Source organism: Pseudomonas sp. Irchel 3H9 (assembly GCF_900187495.1).
Taxonomy (GTDB): Bacteria; Pseudomonadota; Gammaproteobacteria; order Pseudomonadales; family Pseudomonadaceae; genus Aquipseudomonas; species Aquipseudomonas sivasensis.
Window position 1 is genome coordinate 139,462 of sequence record NZ_FYDK01000009.1, and the last position, 21,969, is coordinate 161,430.

A 21,969-nucleotide genomic window follows, 5' to 3' on the forward strand; every position below is an offset into this window, starting at 1 on the left:
TCAGGCTCTTTTAGAAACGGTAAGTGAGGTCGACGAGCAGGCGCAGATCGCGTTCGCGATCACCGTCGTAAGGTCGGCTGATCAGGCTCAGGTTGGCGCCAGCGTCGAGTACATCGTTCCAGCGATAGCGTTGGCCGTAGCCGATCAACGCCATGCCGCCGGTGGAGTAATCGCGCTGGCTATAGGTACCCGCACCGACCTGGAACTGCTGACTCCACTGGGTCTCGTAGCGGTGATAGAGCACATGGTTGATGTTGATGACGGGCAGCACGGTCAAATCCGACTTCGGATTGAAGTACACCGTGTCTTCCTTGCTGTTGCGGCTGGCGCCGACTTCCAGGCCCAGGTCCACTTGCACTCGCGGCGAGCTGTAGAGGCCTTCGCGGCCGCTGAGCAAGGCTTCGAAGCGGTCGTTGCCGTCGCTGAAGTGGGACGGGCTGAGGGTCAGTTTCCACTCGCGGCTTTCGTTGGCGCGCCAGCGAATAAAACCGCTGCCGCCGTTGGCGGTGATGCCATCATTCAGCGCGCGCAACGGCGTGGTGCTCAGCAGGTAGCCGAGGCTGCCGCCGTATTGCCAGTTGTCGTTGATGTCGCGCGCAATCGAGATCGCGGCGCCTTGTTTGGAGCCATCGCCGTAGGAATGGTTGGATACCTCGGCTTCGATGGTCATGTCACGGGTGCGCCGCTCCACGCCGACAACCTGCCAACGATGCTGGCCGGTACCCTCTTCGAAATCTGCGCGGGCATAGCCGGCACCGGCAAACAGGCGCCAGTCTTCGTCGATAGGCGGCGTGTAGAGACGGCTTTCGATGCCCCAGTCACGGCTCCCCGACACCGCACCCGCTTCGCTGTCGTTACCGCCGCCGAAGCTTTTACCCGTGTAGGCCTCGACGCGCAGCTCGGCCATGTCATGCACATCGCGCAGGCGGCTGAGGCGCTGCACCTGACGGTTATCCGGGTTGCGCGCAACCACGTCGTCGGTGAGCACGTCGAGCTGGCGCCACTCCTGCAGGTCCATGGCGGTGTATGCCTGGCTCACTTCCAAGCCGATGTCGCGCGGGGCCTGGGCTTCGGTTTCCTTGAGAATGCCTTCGGCGCGCCGGGGCAGATCGCGGGCGCGGTACATGTCAGCCTGGGCCAGACGCAGGCCGACGTTGCCCGGTGCTTTTGCTACCAGCGCTTCCAAACCGGCTTCGCTGCCCGGCAGGTCGCCACCGTAGACACCGGCCTGGGCCGACAGTTGCTGGGCGTCCATCCACGCGTCGTTGGGGTTGCCGATGGGCAAGCCCTTGAGTTCGACCCGAGGGTTCTGGCTGTTGGCGAGTCCTTTGGCGACCTCGTTGGCATCCTCGCCTTTGTCGCTTTCCTGCAACGCGTAGAACAGCGCGGTGGTGTCTTCGACCCGATCATCGGGCTCCGCGTCGGTGGCGCTCAGCGCCTGGCGATACAGCGGCTCGGCTTTTTCCGGCTGGCGCTGGTCGAGGTAGGACGCGGCCACCCAACGCACGGCGTAGGTCGGCAGTTGCACACCTTCGGCCTTAAGCGTTTCGTACTCGCGAATCACCTCGGCGGTACGTGCACGCGCCTTGAGTGCACCCAGGCGGTCGATGCGCCAGCGCACCACATCGTCATGGGCGGTGGCGTCCGGGGTCCAGCGGGCGAGCAGTTTGTCGTAGTCCGCCAGGGCGCGGTCGGCAATCACATAGCGGTCTTTTTCGCTGCGCGTGGCGAACTCGGCCATGCGCACCCGTTCGGCGGCGAGGTCACCCTCCAGGCGGCGTTGGGTCACCGGGTCCAGCAGGCCCGGACGCTGGGCCGACAGGCGCAAAGCGGCTTCCGGCAAGCGAGCCTTTTGCAGGGCGACGATGTATTCGCGGGCGACTTCAGGCTTGTCGCCAGCACGGATAAACGCCTGATCGAATTCAAACAGCGCGTCGTAGTTCAAGCCAGCGCGGGTCAGCGCATACCCCAGGGCCATGCGCCGGTTGGGGTCGTCTGGCTTGGCGGCCACCAGCGCGCGGGTGCGTTGCACGGCTTCATTGGCTTTGCCGCCGTCAGCCTGGGTCAGGGCCAGGCCCAGTTGCAGGTCGACGTTATTTGGTTCACGCAGCAGCGCCTGGCGATAGGTCGCCTCAGCCTGGGGCCACTGCTTTTGATTGCGATAGGTGCGCGCCACGGTGGCGAGCGCTTGGGTACTGAGGTTGCGATGTTTACCCTCAGCTTCGTACACCTTCAGCACTTCGGCGTCCTGCCCGGCCCAACCGGCGATCACCACATGATCGCTGACCTGGCCTGGCGTCTGGCGCTCGGCAGACAGCTGACGCAATTGCGTAAGGGCGGGTGTGAAGTTGCCGTTGCGCGCCTGGATAATCAGCGCGTCATAGGCCGGATCGGCCATGGCGAAAGTGGGCATCAACAGCTGGCTGCATAAAGCTGCCCCGATGAGCAGTCGCAACCGGCCTGATGCACTGAGTGGTAGGTTTCGCAACATATCGTGAGCTTCCTTACACACGGAAAGCTGTAACGATAGGTGATCCTGAGCGACATGCTACAGGGTGCCGGCGTCTAATGACCCGGCCTAGCTTTCCTGTGTGAACTATCTCTTAGGAAAGTAGGGAGAAGACCAATTCAGAACAATTGTTCAGAATTGATGGGTAGCCGCTGAGTCGGGCCTGCACAAAACAAATGTGGGAGCGGGCTTGCTCGCGAATACGCAGTGGTGACTGATCCACTGCATTCGCGGGCAAGCCCGCTCCCACATTTTGACTGCATTTCAAGCAGCCTCACGAAGAGGCCGAGTGTTGAGGCGTTACTGTGCGCCGCTGACCGCACCAACTTTGGCCATTACAAAACCAATGAACTGCTCGACGGTCATCTTCTGGCCGTTGAACGTCACTTCATTGTTGGCGTAGTGCAGCTTGGAGACCACGTCGCTACCGACCAAAGTTGCCAACTGCGTGCCAACCGCCATGCCGCTGACCATCTCGGCGGCCATCTGGGATTGCTGCTCGATGGATTTCGGGTCGGTCACGCCACCGAGTTGGGCTTGCAGTGCGGAAACGTCAGCGATCATCGGCTTGGAAAGGGTCAGATTGGCATCCAGCAGCGCAATCATCTGCTTGCCCAGCTCAACTGGCGGCAGCTCCATGGACACCGGTTTAGCCAGGTCTACCAGCAGGCTGAACTTGCTTTCACCGTGGGTGGTTTTCAGCGACAGGTTTTCCACAGCCACTTGCGGCTTGGCAGCCAGGACCTGATTGACGTTGGCTTCAGCCAGGGCTTGCTCGGCTTCAGTCAGTTGCAGCTCGGGGGCAGGCTGGTTGGCGGCGGCGGCGGCTTGCACCGGTTGCATCTTGTCCTGGTACAGCTTGGTCAGCACCAGCATGGCCGGGATGTCGACATTCTTCATGCTCACGGCCAAGGCCGCCGAACCTACAGGTTTACCCTGGTAGCCGATCTCGTCGATCTTGTAGTCGACACGGCCGGCCAGGTTGTTGTCCTTGGTTTCGCTGGAGTCTTTCTGCTCGAAGCCTTTGACGGTCAGCACGGCTTTCTGCGGGCCGAAGGTGAACTTGCTGTCGGTCAGCTCAACGGTGTTTTGCCCGGTGTAGAAGCCGAAGGTGGATTTTTCCAGGTTGCTGGCGATGGTCAGCCCAGACAGCTCAGCTTCGAAGTGCTCGCCCTTGGCGTCTACCGCGGCGACCTTGACGCTGTTCATGAAGCCGTCGGCCTTGACCTTCTGGCCTTCGGCAGTGCTGTCGAAATTCATGTTTGCGCCGGAGAAGCTCACCGAAGACGTATCGTCCTTGAACTCCAGGGGCAGCAATTCGATATTGCCGTTGACCGAACGGGTGTAACCAATGTTGGCCACGCCTTTGAGTGGAGATACGTCTTTGGCGGCGGCGAACCACTTCTCGGTGGTGGCGTTCTTTTCCAGCTCGTAGTGACTGGTGGCCATGACCGGCAGCCACTTGAGTGTCACCAGGCGCGAGAACGGCAGCGGGCCGTGTTCGATATGGTCGACGAACAGCAGTTCCGGATTAGGGTTTTCTTCGCCGAAGACCGAACCCTGGCCTTTCAAGCGGTAATGGGCGGTGCTGCTGAACACGCCACGGTCCAGGGAGACCAGCTCCAGGGCCACAGTGCCATCGACGCCGGCCATGGAGGTCTGCAGTTCCTTGTTGGCGTTCTGGATCGCGGTTTGCAGCACTGGCTCCAGTTGTTTACCGGTGTACCAGGCGCCGCCTGCACTGACGACGCCTACGGCGACAACAAAACCCAAAAGAACGACTGCTGGCTTATTCATGAAGTGACCTGATCAAATCCTGTGAGAAGTGGGCTGTCTTCCTTGAACCCCGATGGGGTTGGCTCAAGCCCGCCGAAAACGGGGGAAGATTAGCACTGGCAGCCGCGAAGGGCCCAGATTTCTCAGAGGTTCAGGCGAGCAGTTGGTTCACGAGTATTCCAGTTCGATCTCGTCGAGTTGGTGATCGAAACTCTTCAGCCGTGCGGTCCAGGTGTACACCAACACCTCAAATTCGCGGTGTATCACCGCGTTGCCGGGGGTATCGGCCTTGGGGTCGCAGAAGTCCAGTTGGTAGCGTTCGCGGGCCATCTGCGTCGCGACGTCAGACAATTCACGCGCATTGTTAAGCCAATGCCTACCATCGGCGACCTGCTGATCGAGGGCCACGCACTGTTTTTTCAGAACTTCGAGGCTTTTTTCCAGGGGGGTGCCGGTGAGGTCGCCCATGACCTCCTGAAAGGTGCGACCCGGCTGCCAGTAGCTGCCCCAGAAATAACGATCGAACACGGTTTCCACACGCCGGAGCGCGACCTTGGTGTCCCAGATCGCCACGCGGGTCTTGCCTTGTTCGAGAAGTTTTTTCTTGATCCGTTGATTTTGGTAAGAGGCCCAGGCCACCACGCCGATGGACAAGGTGCCGATCACCAGGCAGGCGCTGTCGAGAAAGACCATGGCCTTGTCGAGCTGGTGGGCGAGCATGACGCCGTAGAAATACGCGGCCGATAACAGCACCAGTGCGAGGAGCACGCACCAGAAAGCGGGAGCATAAGGGTTTTTCATTATTGGAATCCCCATGAGCAAACGCGAGCAGTGTCAGGTAGGCCATCACGGCGGCCCACCTGACAAAGCATAGCTACCCGCTCAGGGTTTGCCGGGCTGTGACGCTTGCGTTCGTCCGCTTTCCCAACCGCCGCCCAGGGCCAGGAACAGATCGATCTGGCTCATGGCGACCTGGGTATTTGCCGCCGCCAATTGCGCACGCACATCGGTGTAAGTGCGGGTGGCTTGCAGGTCGGCCAGGAACGACGCGCGGCCGGCCTGGAAGAAGCGATGGGTCTGCCCCGCCGCTTCCTTGGCCGACTCGCCGGCTTCGGCCAACGCATCACGGCGTTGCAGTTGCGCGGTGTATTGCGCCAGACCGGTCTGGGTTTCGCGAATGGCGTTGAGCACCACCCCATCGAAATGCGCCAGGGCGCCCTGGGTGGCGGCTTCGGCTTCGTGGACGCGGGCCCGGGCGCCGTTGGTCGGCACGGTCCAGCTGATCATCGGGCCAAAACCCCAGCGGTTGGTCGCAGGCGTGCCGAGGTTGTCGAGCAAGCCGACGGTGCCTACGGTGGCGCCGATGGCGATGTCTGGGTACAGGGCGCCGGTGGCCACGCCGATACGTGCGGTGGCAGCGGCCAATTGGCGTTCGGCCTGGCGCACATCGGGACGCCGCTTGAGCAGCGCCGCGCCGTCACCCACTGGCAACAACTGGGCAATGTGCGGCAGCTCGGCGCAGTTGCCGGTGCCCGCCGGCAGTTGGTCCAACGGCTTGGCCAGCAGCATCGACAGACGGAACAGCCCGGCCTGGCGCGCAGCTTCGTAGCGCGGCATGTCGGCGCGAAGGGATTTGTACTGGGTTTGCGAGCGGGTGACCTGGGTTTCATCGCCACGGCCGGCGTCACGCAGGCGTTGGGTCAGCTTGGTGCTCTGGGCTTGCAAGTCCAGGGACTCGTTGGCAATCGCCAGCTCTTCGTTGGCCGCACACACCTGGGTGTAGTAACGCACCACATCGGCCACTAGGGTGATGCGCGCGATATCGGCAGCGGCCTGAGCGGCATCGGCGCTGGCCTGGGCGCTTTCGATGCCCCGTTGCAAGGTGCCGAACAGATCGAATTGATACGAGGTGGTAATGCCGACGCTGCCGATGTTACCCACCGGCACTTTGTCGGCCAGCAAAAATGCTTCGCCGGACTCCTGCAGGCGCTGCGCCTCAGCCTTGGCGCCGAGGCTCCAGCCGCCGGCGGATTCAGCCTGTTGGGTCTGGAAGCGCGCGCGCTGCAAATTGGCAGCGGCCACGCGCAAGTCGGTGTTGGACGCCATGGCCTGGCGCACCAGCTCATCCAGGCGCGGGTCTTTGTACAGTTTCCACCAGTCGGTCGGCACCGGCGCTGACACCACGTTGGCGCCCTCGCCCGCGAGTTGCCCTTGCAGGTCGCCACGGTTGACCGCAGCCTTGTCCGGCAACTGGTAGTCCGGGCCTACCACTTGGCAGGCCGACAGCAGCAAACCCAACGCGGCGGTTGCCAACAGTTGCTTCATGGCGTGGCTCCGTCATTGGGCTTGTCGCCAATGATCGACACCGTGGCCGTACGCCCGGCGATCATGCGGAAGTCCGCCGGCACGTCGTCAAAGGCGATGCGTACAGGAATCCGCTGGGCCAGGCGCACCCAGCTAAACGCCGGGTTGACGTTGGGCAATAGGTTGGAGCCGCTGCTGCGGTCGCGATCTTCGATACCGGCGACGATGCTCTGCACGTGGCCGCGCAAGCGAGCGTTATCACCGATCACGCGGATATCCACCGCCATGCCGACGTGGATGCCGTCGAGTTTGGTCTCTTCAAAATAGCCGTCGATATGGAAGGAATTGCTGTCCACCACTGACAGGACCGGCCGGCCGGCGGTGACGAATTCCTGGTTACGCGGCGCCCGGTCGTTGACGTAGCCGTCCACCGGGCTGCGGATTACTGAGCGATCCAGGTTCAGTTGGGCCGAATCCACCGTCACTTGTGCTTCAGCCAGGGCCGACTGGGCACGGGCCACGCGGGACTGGCTTTCTTCCAGTTGCTCGCTGGGCACCAGGTTGCCGAGGCCACGGTTACGCTTGTACTCGCGCTGGGCCTGGGCCAGGGTTTCCTGGCGGTCGGCCACGGCGGCCTGGGCTTGGCGCAGGGCCAGCTTGAAGCGGTCCTGGTCGACGGCAAACAGCACCTGGCCCTTGGTCACCAACTGGTTGTCACGCACGTCCACGCGCTGAATCAGCCCGGACACGTCCGGGGCGATCTGCACGATGTCAGCACGGATGTGCCCGTCGCGGGTCCAGGGCGCAAACATGTAGTACATGACCATGCGCCACACAACGACGACCGCGAAGCTCACGATCAGCAGCGTCAGGACTACACGGCCGATGGTCAAAAAAGGTTTTTTCATGTCATCAGGTATCGACTGAGTGAGTCCACCGCGCCCAGCAACAGCGCGTAGAGCCCCACATTGAACAATGCCCGGTGCCAGACCAGGCGATAGAAGTGCATGCGCGTCAACAGCCCGTGCACCACCAGAAACAACACGTACGTAATGCCCATCAGCACCAGCAGCGTGGGCAGGAACACCCCGCTTATATCCAGATCACCGATCATAAAGGCGCTCCATCAGGCAGCGGCGCCTCCATCTCGGTGCCGCCAATAAATTCGACGCCAGGCAACAACGCCAGTCGCAGGCCGGCCAGGGCGTGCAACAGGTGCAGGCGAGTATCGTCCTCGTCTTGCAGACCCTGGCCGTTGAGGGCCCGGCGGGTGCGGTCGAGGGTCATCAGCAGACCGCTGGGCGCGGGCAAGCGTTCACCCGCCTTGAGGCAGGCTTTGAAGTAAGCGCCCACCCCTTCGACGACCTGGTTGAGCAACACCCGTGGCACTCCAAGGATGCGCGGCGAGTACGCCAGCAGGTCGAGCAGGTTCAGCGCCACGCGCAAATCGCGCAGGGCGATGCCGGTGTCCTGGCCGGTGAGTGCCAGGCGCGGCAGGTGCTGCATGAGGCGATCGAGCATCTGCACGGCGAGGTGTCGGTGTTCGGCCAGGGTTGCGGGCTCGGTGAGGCCGACGATGTCACGCCAGCTGAAACGGGTCAGGCGCTTGGCGGCGAATTCGGCGCCGAAAGGCCGCGCAACCAATGTCCACACAAACGCAAACAGCAGGCCCACGGGGCCGGCGAGGTTGACGTTGGCGAAGTTGAGAAAGTCCGCGTCGTAGGCACCCTGGATGCTGATGAACGACGAGGTGTTCACCAACGTCAGCAACATGCCCAGGTAGAAGCGCGGCTGCACAGTAAGGGTACCGATGCAGATGAACGGCACCGCAAACGCCAGCACCAGCATCGGGAAATCGTGCAGGTTGGGCAGCACCAGAAACAGATACAGGCTGGCGAACAGCACCGACATGGCGGTCCAGAAAAAGAACCGATAGATCTGTGGCGCCGGATCGTCCATCGAGGCGAAGAAGCTGCACGCCACGGCGGCCAGAATCACCGCGCTGCCGCCGTCGGTCCAGCCCAGCAGAATCCACAGCACCGAGGCGACGATGATCGCGGTGACCGTAGAAAACGCCGAATAGAACATCAGACCACGGTCAAGGAATGGCGTGAGCCGACCCAGGCGCCAGTGACGATACACGGCGCGCCAGCTGTCCTGGCTTTCACACTGGATGGCCGCTTGCAGGCTGCGGCAGTCTTGCCACAGGTCGATCCATTCGCCCAGGCGATACAGCGCGTTGGAAAACAGCAGGGTGTGGCGGTCGTCCAGCGCCTCGCCTTGGGGTTGCAGGGCGTCGACCTGGTCACGCAGGGCGCGCCAGCTTTCCAACGGTGCACTTTGTTGAGTGTTTTCCAGCCACTGGCTTGTGGCTTCCAGAATCGGCTGGATGCGGTCGAGAAATTCCGGCGCCCGATGTTCGATGGCGTAGAGCGCATCGTCGAGGGCATCCACCACCGGCAGCAGGTGGATCATGCGTCCACGCAGTTCCTTGGTGTTGCGCACCGTTTGCGGCCGCGCGCCTTCGTGAGGCAATTGGCCGATCATCAATTCGAGGGTGTTGAAGGTGGCGACCATGCCGCCGCGCAAAGTGCTGACTTCTTCACGCTGCACATTGCGCGTCAGAAAGCGTTGGCTGTAGACCTGAGCATCGGCAAACCACTTGGCCACCGAGCCATCGAACACGGGCATCAGGCGGCGCGGCCAGAACATCGCACCCACTACGGCGGCGACCGCAATACCGAGGAAGATTTCTTCGGTTCGCGCCTCGGCCACATCCCATACCGCCAACGGGTTATCCACCACCGGCAGGGCGATCAGCGGCAAGGTGTAGCCAGCGAGCATCAAGGCATAGTTGTTGGCGGTGCGCAGGTGCATCGAGAGGAACAGCAAAGTGCCCGTCCACAGTGCGATCACCACCACCAAAATGTACGGCGACTGCACGAACATCGGCACAAAAAACACCGCCGCCGCCGCGCCCATCAAGGTGCCGATGGCGCGGTACAGGGCCTTGGAACTGGTGGGGCCGACAAACGGGCTGGAGACGATGTACACCGTGGCCATCGCCCAGTACGGACGCGGCATTTGCATCAGCATGGCGATATAGAGCGCGATCATCGACGCGGCGAAAGTACGCACGCCGTAGAACCAGTCGCGGGCCGGCGGAAAACCGGTAAAGAATCCGTTCAAAGCGTCGCTGCCTCAAAGGCCCGCAGCACACGCAGCGCGGCTTCCATATCGGTGGAGTCGATGTCCGCCAGCACTTCACGGCGCAGGCGCACCAATTGGACTTCCACCGCTTGCACCAGCTCACGGCCACGCTCGGTGAGGCTCAAGGCCTTGGCGCGACGGTCGTGGACATCTTCGGTGCGGCATACGTAGCCGTCACTGCACAGGCGATCGAGCAGGCGCACCAGGGATGGGCTCTCCATACCGGACGCCTGGGCGACTTTGACCTGGTGCACACCGTCACCCAAGCGGCCGATCATCAACAGCGGCACGGCGCAGGCTTCGGAGATGCCATAGCTCACCAGCGTGGTCTGGCAGATTTTGCGCCAATTACGGGCGCCCACCACCATGCTGCTGCTGAGGTTCATCTGGAGTTGTTCGAGGGATTGAGGCACTGGATAGTTCGCATACAGTTAGTTTGCTAACTATCAATATGGTGGAAGGAGGAGGATGCGTCAAGTTTTGAAACAATTTTGCGGATGGGAAGGGGCTGATTTCTGCGCTTCGCAATATGGGCTGGCTTGCCCAACCATGGCGTCATGGTTTCGTACATACCCCCGACGTTTCAAAACTCACCGCTTTTTAGCGCGCTCATAAACATCGCTACGCTCACGCTTACCTACCGCGACGACCGCGACTACTACACGCGCCTCGATTACCTGTTAAACCAAGCGATAGCCTGAAGCCTTGAGTTTTATCTTGTAGCAATCTGGCATTCCATGCAGCGCGTCAGACTGTATGCGCGGCAACAAAAGACGCTCGGCCAACTTCTTTTTAAACTGCTCTCGCAATGTGTGTCCGAGCTTGTCCCACTCCTTACGTGCCGAAGGCAGAAATTCAAGCTTATAGGTCATCCAGGTTCACCGGCTCAGGCGTCTCGTGGCTACGCTGACGAACGAGTTCAGCCAACTCCAAGTCATCTAAACGATCCATCATCGCTTCGAATACTTCGGCGGGGACCATGTAACCCATCACACGGTTATGGTTGAGCACAGCAACCGGGCCACCGTGCGCACCACTCAGCACTGCAGAGGGGTTTTTTTTAAGTTCGGAAACACTGACGGCCATATCGGCCAAGACAATCTGCATAATAAAGACCTCAATTAGGTGCTTTATTCTGGTCTATTTTTGTCCCACTCAGCAACACCGAGCAGTTTGATTACAGAACGTTCTACACAGATCCTTCATCCTTTCATCAGATTTTTCACATCCGACGGTGTTGCCTAAGCTTTCTGCCCCCCTCGCCCACCCCTCAACATCAAGTTCAACTCATCCACCACCTCAGCCCAATCCGCATCCTCCAAAATCTCCTCACGCAAAAACGCCCGTTGACTGCCCGTCCAGAAAAACGCGTCCGCCAGATGCAGCTCAGACTTGAGTGGCGAGTGAACGGACACAAACTTTTCGATGCTCACCGGGTCATCCGGCAGGCCCAGCTGTTTGAACAATGACGACAAGCTATGCACAGGCGATTCCATGATGAGCTCCTGATAAAGGCGGTTGAAACGAGTCTAGCGGCAGCCCTCGGGTTGCGCCGATGGCGCGTTGCACAGCACGAACAACCGCGCCCTGGCGCCACCACCGTCCTGGCGGCTGAGTTCGCGCCAGCCCGCAGGCAGTGGGGCGAAATCGTCCGGGGCTTCGTTGCTGCTGATCAGCCAAACGCGGCGGGTGCCTTCGGGCAATGCCGACAAGTGGTCGAGGTATATACGGCCACCGTCCTGGTCCACCAGGGTGCCGAAGCCGTAGGCGTTGGGGCGGGTCGGCGTGCCATCGGGTTTTGGCGGGGTGTAGAGCTGCAACTGGGCATCGGTCTGGTCGTAATACACGTAGCTGAGGTACCACATCATGTCGCTGAGCACGATGCGGTCGTCTTCCTGGTAGTTACGGTTGACGAATTCCACGGGCACGTTGAACTGGTCGTGTTCATCCACAGCGAAGTTGTTCTTCAGCCCCACCAGCTCCACGCCCACAAACAGTACAAACACCGCCGCACCCAGCCACGACAAACGGTCGATGGCCAGCGCCAGCAGGATCGGCAAAGCCAGGGCGTACACCGTGAGATAACGCTCGATAAACACCGGTGAAATAAACGACACGGCGTAGACCAGCAGCAGCGGCAGCAGAAAGAACAACGCCAGCAGGCTCGCCGGTCGATAACGCTCGCGGTCGCGCCAGGCGGTCACCACGACGACCGCGACCAGCAGCAACGGAAACAGCCAGAACAGCGGCGGCCAGAAACCAACACCTTCATCCTGCAGCACGAACTGCCAGATCATCGACGGCAGGGACAGCAGGTTGACCGGTTCTTCCCAGCCAATGTCACCGCCCACTTTGAGCTGGTCGACGTGTTGCACCAGGTCCAGCAAGTTCGGCAACCAGGGCAGGTACAGCAACACAATCACGACATTGGCGCCCCACCACGCCGGGCGCTTGATCAAACGCTGACCGGGGGCGGCACTCAACAGTCCCAGGTACGCCCAATGCACCAGCACGCATAGCGCCGTGAAGTAGTGGGTATAAAACCCGGCACTCATCAGCAGTACATACACCGCCATGTATCGCGTGCGCTCAGGTTGGCGCACCCAGTAGACCAACGCCAGCGTGGCACCCAGCAGCCACACACCGAGCAGTGAATACATGCGCACTTCCTGGCTGTAGCGCACGGCGGTCGGCAGTAGCGCCAGCAGCACGCCCGCCAGCACTGCAGCGCGACGGGTGGACAGTTGCCGCGTCAGCCAGATGCCCAGCCCCACCGCAATGACACCGGGAATGGCGCTCATGCCGCGAATTGACCAGATGCTGTCGCCAAACAGCTCGATCCAGCCGCGCAGCAGGAAGAAATACAGCGGCGGGTGCACATCATGGGCGGCGTGAAACCACAAGTCGCCAAGGGCGTACTCGCTGAGCAGCAGGCTGGAACCTTCATCTCCCCAGATCGCCGCCGACGTGAGGTGATAAAACCGCAGGGCCATGGCCAACGCCAGGATCGGCACCCACCAAAGACGGCTCAGCCAAGCAGCCCCCTCCCACGTGAGACGGCTGATTGCGGGCAACGCCCCGACCTTTTCATTTTGCTCTACCACAGACCGACGCACCCCGATTCCCCTGCCACTGCCTTGATTGCTCATGTGCAAACTCCCGCCACTCTAGGACAAAAGCCCCTGAGTCGCTGCTGGAATCGGACAAATCGGCAATTTGTGTAGGGCTTCAACGAAGCACGCGTCGGATCAGGCTATGATTGCCTCCCTCCAAGGACTCAGGATCAAGGACACGTCATGCGCATCGGTTTTCTGTCACCCCTGGCATTGGCCCTGCTGGCCAGTGTTTCCCTGCCGGCCCAGGCCAGTTCAGACGATTCGTGCTACCCGGACTGGCGGGTGTCACGTGACAGCCTCGATCCCTGCAACAACCTACCGTTTCTGAGCCCTGGCAATGACAGCCGGGCCAACCTGCGCCTATTGCTGGCCGACAAAAAGAACGCGGCGCTGACGCCCAACGCGCTGAGTGAAGATGATCTGTCCCAGGGCTTTGGCCCGGTGCCGTTTCCGGTGTATCGCCTGATACCCGCCTCAAGCGCAGAGACGCAGCCCGACTCCGACCAATCGCCCACCGCCGAGCTGGACACCTTGTTGACCGGTCTGGGGATCAAGCGCGAAGAGTACAAGACCGCTGGCGAAGCCTTCGTCGACGGCGAAGGCAGCCGCTGCCGCAGCAATGACGATGACAGCGCCACCGCGTTTATCAGCCAGGTCATCAACGCCGACATGCCGAGCACCGAGCGCACGGCGCTGGTGAAGGCCCGCCTGCAATTGCTCACCACCTGCGACTGGGATGGCCAGGTGGTGACCGATCCCATCGAGTCCGCCCACGGCCTGCTCTTTCGCACCTACCTGCAAGCCGCCGCTGACTTCTACAGCGGCCGCTTCAGTGACGCCGAACGCGGATTCGCCGCCGCTAACCTGTCGACGATCCCTTGGCTGAAGGAGACCGCGCTGTACATGACCGCGCGCAACTCACTCAACCAGGCCCAAGCTGAGGCCTTCGATGAGTACGGCATGCCGCAGCTTGAGCATGTGGATAAGTCTGCACTGGGCCAGGCGGAAGCTGGGTTTCTGGTCTACCTGAACACTTATCCACAAGGTGTCTACGCGACGTCCGCCCACGGCCTGCTGCGCCGCGTGCACTGGCTGGCGGACGACAACGACAAACTGGCCGAAGACTTCGCCTGGCAGTTGACCCAAGCCACCGACGCCCAACGCAATGTGTCGGTGGACGAACTGGTGGAAGAAGCCGACCTCAAGCTGCTGATGGTCAACAGCGCCAACCTCAAAGAGCCGCTGCTGCAAACCGTCACCGATCTGATGCTGATGCGCGCCAACACTCCGCCACGCCTGACCCGCGAAGCCCTCGCCCAGCAGAAAGCCACGTTTGCCAACACGCCAGCACTGTACGACTACCTGCAGGCGGCCTTTGCGCTGTACGTCGAGCATCAGCCCGACACCGCCTTGAAGCACCTACCCCAGGACATGCCGTCGAACCTGGATTATTTCGCCTTCAGCCAACAAACGCTGCGTGCATTGGCGCTTGAAGAAAAAAAGGACTGGAAAAGCGCCGAAGCACTGTGGCTGAAACTGCTCGCTCAGGCCAAGTTGCCATTGCAACGTGACCAACTGGAACTGGCTCTGGCCATGAACTACGAACGCAGCGGCCAATTAGCCAAGGTGTTTGCCAGCGACTCGCCCATCAGTGCCAAGCAGGTGCGCTACATTCTGCTGCGCAACGTCGCCGGGCCTGAGTTACTGCGCCAGCAGATCGCCCAGGCCAGCGATCCGCTGGAGCGCCAGACCGCGCAATTCGTCCTGCTTTATAAAGACCTGCTGCGCGGCCAGTACGCCACCTTCGCCGAAGATCTCAAGCAACTGCCCGCCTCGCCCACTGAGGACAAATTGGGCACCAGCCTGGGTTATGTCTACAGCGGCAACCAGACCCTGAAGTTGTTCCAGTGGAGCGGTGACAAAGCCGAATCCGGCTACGCCTGCCCGAGCATCGCGCAAACCGCAGCGGCGTTGCAGGCTGACGCGAAAAACCCGCAAGCCCTGAACTGCTTCGGCGAGTTCATCCTGCGCAACAACTTGGACGGCATGCCCCTGGAACAGGCCCGCGCCGCCGGTAGCCTGGGCAGCACCGCGTCGGACTTCAAAGGAGAAACCTTCTCGCGCCTCGACGGTTACAAGCAGGTCATCGCCAATGCCAAGGCGCCGAAGAACGACAAGGCTTACGCCCTGTTCCGCGCCATCAACTGCTACGCGCCGGCCGGCTATAACAGCTGCGGCGGCCAGGACGTGGAACCGGCTGTGCGCAAAGCCTGGTTCCGCCAACTCAAGACCGGGTTTGGCGACACCCAGTGGGGCAAATCCCTGCAGTACTACTGGTGAAAAAGCTGTGGCTGGGCTTGCTGTTGCTGGCAAGCCCAGCCTTCGCCGCCGTCGACGCTCGCGACTATGACGCCTTCTGGCTGTGGAGCGGCGTCACGCCCCAGCCGGTACTCAAACAGGCGAAAACCCTGTACATCCTCCAGGGCCAGATCAACTCAACGCGCCGCGCGCCCCAACGCGGCGTGCAATTTATCGCCCAGGGCATCAGCGTGCCGCGCATCACTCAAGGTGAAGTCTGGGTGGTCTACCGCGCCCACACCCTGCATTGGCCGGAACGGGTCTACACCCAACTGCTCGGCCAAGTGCAACGCTGGCGCGACGCGGGCAACCCGGTGGTCGGCATCCAGATCGACTTTGACGCCCGCACCCAATACCTGCACGAATACGCCGACTTCCTGCGCGACCTGCGCCACCGTCTGCCCGCCGACCTGCGCCTGAGCATCACCGGCCTGATGGACTGGAGCAGCAACGCCGACCCGGCCGCCATCGCCCAACTCAAGGGCGTGGTGGATGAGGTGGTGGTGCAAACGTATCAAGGCCGCCACAGCATCCCGGATTACGCGGCGTACTTACCGCGTATGAATCGGTTGGGGCTGGCGTTCAAGATTGGTTTGATCCAGGGCGGGGCGTGGGAGGAGCCGGAGTATTTGAAGGGGAGTGAGTGGTTTCGGGGGTATGTGGTGTTTTTGCAGAACCTCTGATGAACGCTAGAAAAACATCAACAAATACGCGTGCATTCTGCATGCACGCGGCGACTGCTGGCCCTTCGCGAGCAAGCTCACGTCTACTAAGCGGTAAGGAACGCAGACGCTATTCCCAGCGCCCACAAACTCACGCCTATGACGATCCAAATTCCGTTGGCCCATGTAAAACGGCTGTTGGCTTCGCCTTTTGGATCATCCTCAAGGTGGTTCACCGCGAGCTGAATCTGCACCATCAGGGCAACCTGAACAATGGTGAAGCAGACACCCACTTTTACTACCGTCAAAGGCGATACAAACCAGATGTAGGTATAGGGTAAAAAGGCGCAGCCTATCCAGCCCAGGGCGAAGCAACGAGGCCACCATCGATAGGACGCATCTTTCAAATCGAGCGCCCGCTTGATTTTCAGGACGAGCGAATAAGCAAAAAAAATTGAAAAAAATGCCCGAACCACAGGCAGCACTCTGGCACCGGTAGCGCTGCGATAGGCATCCCAGTGCTTATACAACCAGTAAAAGCCATAAAGGCCGTAGGACAACAGCATCATCACCAGCAGCTTGCGGTGGGCCACCACAAAAAAGGCAGCGGGCCGGGCCGCTGCGAGGGTGAGATCGGCTTGCGGCGGTGCGTAAGGGTTTTCAGCAATGGACATAGCGAGGGCTCTTTAAGGAATAGCCCGCCACAGTACTGCTCGCGTTCCCGATTTTTTGGCCCGCGCCAAAATAGAGAGCCTTCCTACTCTCGACTTCGTGAGTTCATCGGTTAACAGCTTGCAGCGGATACACCGACTCCCATCCTCCCCCCAACGCCTTGTACAACCCCACCATCGCCAACGACACGCCGGTCGAGCTTTCCACCCACTGCTCTTGCGTCGCCAGCAACGCGCTTTGCACGGTGAGAACATTGACGAAATCTGCCACACCTTCCACGTACTGATGTTGCGCGGTGGTCAGGGCGATCTGGTTCTGACGCACGGCTTCGGCCAGGCTGTCGCGGCGCAGTTGGCTGGCGTTGTAGCGGGTCAGTTGGTCGTCGATTTCATGCCAGGCGCGCAGCACGGTTTGCTGATAGGCCAGCGCCGCTTCCTGTTGCTGGGCTTCGCGCAGATTCACCATGCCTTGCAGGCGCCCGCCATTGAACAGCGGCAGGCTGAACTGTGGGCCGAAGGCAAAGGCGCGTGAGCCCCAGGAGCCGAAATCCGACAGTTGCATGGCCTGTGAACCGAGGCTGCCGGACAGGGTGATACGCGGATAGAAATCGCCCTTGGCCACGCCGATGTTGGCGGTGGCGGCATGCAAGCGAGCTTCAGCCTGGCGGATATCCGGACGGCGTTCGGCAAGCTCCGACGGTAGGCCGATAGCAACTTGGCGCTGGGTCTGCGGTACGGCGGCGTCCTTGGACAACTGCGCGTGCAGGGCTTGGGGTGGCTCGCCCATCAGCAGGCTCAGGGCGTTGATCAACTGGTCCTGGCGTTGCTGCAAATCCGGCAGGCGCGCTTCGATGGCGGCGACTTGGGCGGCGGCTTCGGCCACGTCCAGGTCGGTGGCGACGCCATCAGCCAGGCGCAGTTGCGAGAGCTTGAGGCTATGGCGTGCGACGTCGAGGTTTTGCTCGGTCACCGCGCGGGTATTTTGCATGCCGCGCAGTTGGATGTAGTCCTGGGCGGTCTCGGCCAGCACCGAGAGCAGCACAGCACGACGGTCGTTTTCGGCGACTTGCAAGGTGGCATCGGCGGCTTCAGTTTCGCGTTTGACCCGGCCCCAGAAATCCAGCTCCCAGGAGGCGGAGAAACCCGAATCCCATTGGCTGAACGCCGCGCGGCCATTCTCGCCGGACGGGTCGTTCAAGCCTTTGCCACTGTTGCGTTTGCGCTGGTAAGCCCCCGTGGCATCAACCTTGGGGTAACGCTCGGCAGTGGTCACCTGGCGCACGGCGCGGCTTTGTTCCAGACGGCTGCTGGCCAGTTTCAAGTCGAGGTTATCGGTGAGGGCGCGGCGCGTCAGGGCCGAGAGTTGTGCATCGTGGAATACATCCCACCAGCGCTCCTGGAGCGGGTCGCTGACGGCGCGGCTGTCGGCTTGGCGGCCTTGGGGTGCGCTCCATTGCGTCACTTGAGCGTTCTGCGGGCGCTGAAAATCCGGGCCGACGGTGCATGCATTCAGGCTGATCAAACTGAGGGTGAGCCAGGCAACTCGTTTCATTGCTGGGCAACCTCACGCTGACGTGCGACCGGCTGAGTGTCGACGCTGGCCTCCACCGACATGCCGACGCGCAGGCGCTCGGTCAGCGGCTGGTTGGGCTCCAGCACAATTTTGACCGGAATGCGCTGCACCACCTTGGTGAAGTTACCCGTTGCGTTGTCCGGTTTGACCGCGGCGAAGGTCACCCCAGTCGCGGGTGCGAGGCTCTCCAGATGGCCGTTGAGCAGCTCGCCGTCGAGGCTGTCGACACGCACCTGAACGGCTTGGCCGGCTCGCATGTGAGAGAGTTGGGTCTCTTGAAAGTTAGCCACCACGTACGCCTGCGCCAACGGCACCACGGCGAGGATCTTGCTGCCCGGCGTCACATAGGCGCCGACCCGCACGGCGCGCTCGCCGACCATGCCATCCACCGGCGCAACGATGCGCGTGTAGGACAGCTGATAGCTGGCCATCTCCAACGCTGCCTGGGCGCGCTTGAGCCCGCCTTCGGCCGCATCGCGCTGGGCGGTGAGAATCTCCACCTGCTTACGTTCGGCCGCCAGCACCGCCGTAGCATTGGCCAGGCGTGCGGTGGCCTGGTCGATGCGAGTCTTGGCTTGCTGGGCGTTTTGCACAGTACCGGCGCCCACACCGGCGAGGTGGTTGTAGCGGTTCAGTTCGTGCTCGGCGAAGGCCATTTCGGCGCGATCCGCCGCGACGGTGGCTTGGGCTTGGGCGATCACCGAGCTTTGGCGTTCCAGGGTCGCGGTGGCGTTTTTCAGCTGGGCCTGGGCAACCAATGTGTCCGCATCAGCGGCCTGGGCGGCGGCGCGAAAATCACGGTCGTCGATCAGCGCCAGTAACTGTCCGGCCTTAACTCGCTGGTTGTCCTCCACCAGCACTTCCTTGATAAAACCCGCCACGCGCGGGGCAACCAGGGTGAAGTCTGCCGCAACAAACGCGTCGTTAGTGCTCTGATGCTTGCTGCCCAGCAAGCCTGGCGCGACCAGATAGAACAGCACACCGACGGCAAATACGGTGATGACGGAGACGGCAATTTTGTCTTTGCGTTTCATGGAAAGTCCTTGTGGCTAGGTCGGTGCGCGAGGCGGGAAGATCCGCGTGGGCATCCAGAAAATCAGCAGGATCAACGCCACGGCGACACCGCCCATGACGTAATAAAGATCCGAAGAAGTGAGCACCACCGCCTGCTCGTGCAGCCGATGGGCGAGGCCCGGCGTGTCGCCGTCGGCCAGGGGCGAATTGCCCAGGCGATCCACCAACATGGTCGAGTGAAAGTGCAGGCGCTGGGTGGTCAGCGCGTCCAGCACGCCGGTGGCGACCACGGCGGCCAGGCCTTTGACGGTGTTGAACCAGGCCGAAGCGAACGGGCCGTCCTGTGGCTGAATGCTGCCGGTGGACAGCATCAACAGCGGTAACACAGCCATGGGCTGCCCAAAGATTTGCAGCACGTACAGGCCGTAAAAATCGTCGCGGATCCACGCCGAAGTGAGGTGCGCGCTGCCGATGCAGCACAGCACCAACATGCTCAAGCCGATCCCCAGCACCCAGCGGCAATCGACCCAGCGCAGGTTGCACAACGCGGCCACCAGCGGCAGCGCGATCAACTGCGGCAACGCCATCAGCAGCATCACTGGCGCGGTTTGCAGAGGTCGATAGCCTTGGACTTGGGCGAGGAAACTCGACGGGATGATGATCACTGAGGTCAGCACCATCAGCACGCCTGCCAGCACGATCAAAGCAAACGAGAGGTTACGCAGGCCGAGCATCTGCAACTTGAAAAACGGCATCGGGTGCGACCATTCATTGAGCATAAACAGCACCAGCAGCAGCGAGCCGCCACTCAGCAAAAAGGTGATCAGGCCCGACTCGAACCAGTCCAGCCGATTGCCTTGCAGGATGCCGATCACCAGCATGCAGATCGCCGGGAAGCCCAGCAGCAGGCCGCGCCAATTGAACTGCTTGAAGCGCTCCAAGCGCAGCGGGTCTTGGGGCAAGCCATAGGCCACGGCCGCCATCGCCAGCAGGCATGGCGCGACGATCTGCCAGAACGCCCACTGCCAGCCGACGTATTCGGTCCACAGCGCCGCCAGTGGTGTGCCAAGGCTCGGGCCGAAGGTAGCGGTGAGCGCGTAGCCGGCCAGGCCATACAGCTTGACGTTGGCCGGCAGGAAGCGCAGCGCCACGGTCATTAGCATTGGCGGCAACGCGCCACCGGCCAGGCCTTGCACGGTGCGCAGCAGCAACAGGCTTTCGTAGTTCGGCGCGAAGGGGCACAGGATCCCGAGTACGGTGAACAGGGCTATGGCGCACAGGGTGAAGCGGCGCAGGGAGAACGTCACCGAGCACCAGGGGGCAAAGGCCATGGCCGCGACCGAGGTGGCGGTGTAGGCCGCGACGAGCCAGGTGCCTTCGTCAAAACCGATGTAAAGCGCACCACGGATATCGGCGAGGGCCACCTTAGTGACCATCTCGTTGAGACCGGACACCAGCACCGCCAACAACACGCCAACCAGGCCGATGATGATGCGCGGGCCGAATACGGGTGGGGTGATGGCGGTGGGTTTGGCTGCGGCCGCGAGGGTGGGGGCAGCGAGGGAAGTCATGAACGGATAACTCGGGATTAAAAATACCCGAGCAGTTTAATCAGGCACACACATGACAAAAAGTTACATGTTGGCAGGGTATAAGTGCGTCAGACGCAATCCTGAATCCACCACAGATCTCTCGTGGGAGGGGGCTTGCCCCGATTGCCGTGTGGCAGGCTCAGATTCTCTGTCTGATCCACCGCGATCGGGGGCAAGCGCCCTCTCACATTTGCCCTGTGTACGCTTGATGTTCAGGTCGGCTGGGCTTCCAGCCACGTGGCGTGGCAGCTCTCGCGCATGGTTTCGCGCAGCCATTTGTGAGCGGGGTCTTTATCGAAGCGAGGGTGCCAGGATTGGGCCAGGACAAGGGTCGGCAAAGAGATCGGCAGCGGGAAGGCGCGCAAGGGTAGCTTCAGGCGATTAGCGCTGTAGAGCGCCTCCTTGGGCACCGGCAGGATCAAGTCGGAGTCAGGCAGCATGAACATCGCACCGTGAAACCCTGGGGCGATCATCGCCACACGGCGCTCCAAACCCTGGGCATTCAGCGCGGTATCGATCGGCCCCCGGGCGATGCCGCGTCGCGAGATGCTGATGTGGGAGTAACTGGCGAAACGTGCGGCGGTGATCTCCTCGTCGAATAACGGGTGATCCTGCCGCGCCAGGCCGACGAAGGTGGTGGAGAACAGGTTCTGCACCTTGACCTCGGGGCTTGCCGGCTGGGTGTTGCTCACGCGCAAATCCAAGCGTCCTTCGCGCAACGCTTCGTCGTCGGTGTCGCCTTCTGGCACGAAACATAGCTCACACAGCGGTGCCATACGCTCCATGGTGTCGAAGAGACGACCGCCATACACGCCAATAAAAAAGTCATTAGCGCGCACGCTGAAGCGACGGCGCAGGGTGGTCAGGTCCACTTGATCCGCCGACCGAAACAGCAGCGCCGCCTGTTCCACCACGGTGCGCACCTGACCTTGCAGTTGCAGGGCCTTGGGCGTTGGCACCAGGCCCCGACCGGCCCGCACCAGAATCGGGTCGCCCACCGCTTCGCGGATACGCGTGAGGGTACGGCTCATGGCTGCCGGACTGAGGTTCATCCGCCGGGCGGCGCCGACCACACTGCCCTCGTCGAGCAAGGCGTCGAGGGCGACCAGCAGGTTCATGTCCGGTAGTTGCATGCCAAGCACTCGTGATCAGAAGGGAGTGAACTGGGCGCAATCGTAGCAGGC

General features: G+C 61.6%; 18 protein-coding genes and 1 pseudogene. 2 read left to right on the top strand and 17 right to left on the bottom strand.

All coding sequences use genetic code 11. From position 1 onward, the window contains the following. Nucleotides 1–10: 10 nt before the first annotated feature. The 12 genes and pseudogenes from pgaA to CKW32_RS26010 form a co-directional block, all read right to left on the bottom strand. On the bottom strand, nt 11–2,491 hold the full coding sequence (pgaA, locus tag CKW32_RS25955; protein ID WP_095186327.1) for a poly-beta-1,6 N-acetyl-D-glucosamine export porin PgaA: 2,481 nt from the start codon (nt 2,489–2,491) through the stop codon (nt 11–13). Between the two features lie 318 nt (nt 2,492–2,809). Continuing rightward, nucleotides 2,810–4,306 carry a YdgA family protein gene (locus CKW32_RS25960; protein ID WP_095186328.1) on the bottom strand — a complete coding sequence of 499 codons (1,497 nt, stop codon included), beginning with the start codon at nt 4,304–4,306 and terminating at the stop codon, nt 2,810–2,812. Between the two features lie 147 nt (nt 4,307–4,453). Continuing rightward, complete coding sequence (locus tag CKW32_RS25965; RefSeq protein ID WP_032884836.1) at nt 4,454–5,086, bottom strand: hypothetical protein; 633 nt, start codon at nt 5,084–5,086, stop codon at nt 4,454–4,456. A gap of 81 nt (nt 5,087–5,167) precedes the next feature. Next, entirely contained in the window at nt 5,168–6,610 is a 1,443-nt protein-coding gene (locus CKW32_RS25970) for an efflux transporter outer membrane subunit (protein ID WP_095186329.1), read from the bottom strand. After that, the gene (locus CKW32_RS25975; protein WP_095186330.1) at nt 6,607–7,497 is read right to left on the bottom strand and encodes an efflux RND transporter periplasmic adaptor subunit; all 891 of its coding nucleotides are present in this window, start codon (nt 7,495–7,497) and stop codon (nt 6,607–6,609) included. Before CKW32_RS25975 ends, CKW32_RS25970 begins: the two co-directional genes overlap by 4 nt. Then, nucleotides 7,494–7,703, bottom strand: coding sequence for a DUF1656 domain-containing protein (locus CKW32_RS25980; RefSeq protein WP_003187469.1), 210 nt, complete (start codon nt 7,701–7,703; stop codon nt 7,494–7,496). The genes CKW32_RS25975 and CKW32_RS25980 overlap by 4 nt, the downstream gene beginning before the upstream one ends. Further along, a complete protein-coding gene (locus tag CKW32_RS25985; protein ID WP_095186331.1) occupies nt 7,700–9,778 on the bottom strand; it encodes an FUSC family protein in 2,079 nt (692 codons plus the stop codon). Before CKW32_RS25985 ends, CKW32_RS25980 begins: the two co-directional genes overlap by 4 nt. Further along, complete coding sequence (locus CKW32_RS25990; protein ID WP_032884831.1) at nt 9,775–10,185, bottom strand: MarR family winged helix-turn-helix transcriptional regulator; 411 nt, start codon at nt 10,183–10,185, stop codon at nt 9,775–9,777. Before CKW32_RS25990 ends, CKW32_RS25985 begins: the two co-directional genes overlap by 4 nt. Nucleotides 10,186–10,389: 204 nt before the next feature. Continuing rightward, nucleotides 10,390–10,671: pseudogene (locus tag CKW32_RS25995) on the bottom strand (type II toxin-antitoxin system RelE/ParE family toxin). Beyond that, nucleotides 10,661–10,906 (bottom strand): type II toxin-antitoxin system Phd/YefM family antitoxin, encoded by a 246-nt coding sequence (locus CKW32_RS26000; protein WP_095186332.1) that lies wholly within the window; start codon nt 10,904–10,906, stop codon nt 10,661–10,663. Before CKW32_RS26000 ends, CKW32_RS25995 begins: the two are co-directional and overlap by 11 nt. Before the next feature lie 134 nt (nt 10,907–11,040). Beyond that, a complete protein-coding gene (locus CKW32_RS26005) occupies nt 11,041–11,295 on the bottom strand; it encodes a DUF2789 domain-containing protein (RefSeq protein WP_095186333.1) in 255 nt (84 codons plus the stop codon). Between the two features lie 33 nt (nt 11,296–11,328). Beyond that, nucleotides 11,329–12,915, bottom strand: a complete 1,587-nt coding sequence (locus tag CKW32_RS26010; protein ID WP_095186350.1) for a glycosyltransferase family 39 protein — start codon at nt 12,913–12,915, stop codon at nt 11,329–11,331. Between the two features lie 180 nt (nt 12,916–13,095). Between CKW32_RS26010 and CKW32_RS26015 the strand changes: the two genes are divergently transcribed. After that, nucleotides 13,096–15,255, top strand: a complete 2,160-nt coding sequence (locus CKW32_RS26015; RefSeq protein WP_095186334.1) for an outer membrane assembly lipoprotein YfiO — start codon at nt 13,096–13,098, stop codon at nt 15,253–15,255. Beyond that, nucleotides 15,252–15,956 carry a DUF3142 domain-containing protein gene (locus CKW32_RS26020; protein WP_095186335.1) on the top strand — a complete coding sequence of 235 codons (705 nt, stop codon included), beginning with the start codon at nt 15,252–15,254 and terminating at the stop codon, nt 15,954–15,956. Before CKW32_RS26015 ends, CKW32_RS26020 begins: the two co-directional genes overlap by 4 nt. An 86-nt stretch (nt 15,957–16,042) precedes the next feature. Here CKW32_RS26020 and CKW32_RS26025 read toward each other — a convergent pair whose 3' ends face one another. The 5 genes from CKW32_RS26025 to CKW32_RS26045 form a co-directional block, all read right to left on the bottom strand. Continuing rightward, the gene (locus CKW32_RS26025) at nt 16,043–16,609 is read right to left on the bottom strand and encodes a hypothetical protein (protein WP_095186336.1); all 567 of its coding nucleotides are present in this window, start codon (nt 16,607–16,609) and stop codon (nt 16,043–16,045) included. Nucleotides 16,610–16,712: 103 nt separating this feature from the next. Beyond that, the gene (locus tag CKW32_RS26030) at nt 16,713–18,158 is read right to left on the bottom strand and encodes an efflux transporter outer membrane subunit (RefSeq protein WP_095186337.1); all 1,446 of its coding nucleotides are present in this window, start codon (nt 18,156–18,158) and stop codon (nt 16,713–16,715) included. Beyond that, entirely contained in the window at nt 18,155–19,213 is a 1,059-nt protein-coding gene (locus CKW32_RS26035; protein WP_095186338.1) for an HlyD family secretion protein, read from the bottom strand. The genes CKW32_RS26030 and CKW32_RS26035 overlap by 4 nt, the downstream gene beginning before the upstream one ends. 15 nt (nt 19,214–19,228) lie before the next feature. Continuing rightward, a complete protein-coding gene (locus CKW32_RS26040; protein WP_095186339.1) occupies nt 19,229–20,764 on the bottom strand; it encodes an MFS transporter in 1,536 nt (511 codons plus the stop codon). A gap of 233 nt (nt 20,765–20,997) precedes the next feature. Then, the gene (locus tag CKW32_RS26045; RefSeq protein ID WP_095186340.1) at nt 20,998–21,918 is read right to left on the bottom strand and encodes a LysR family transcriptional regulator; all 921 of its coding nucleotides are present in this window, start codon (nt 21,916–21,918) and stop codon (nt 20,998–21,000) included. Between the last annotated feature and the right edge of the window lie 51 nt (nt 21,919–21,969).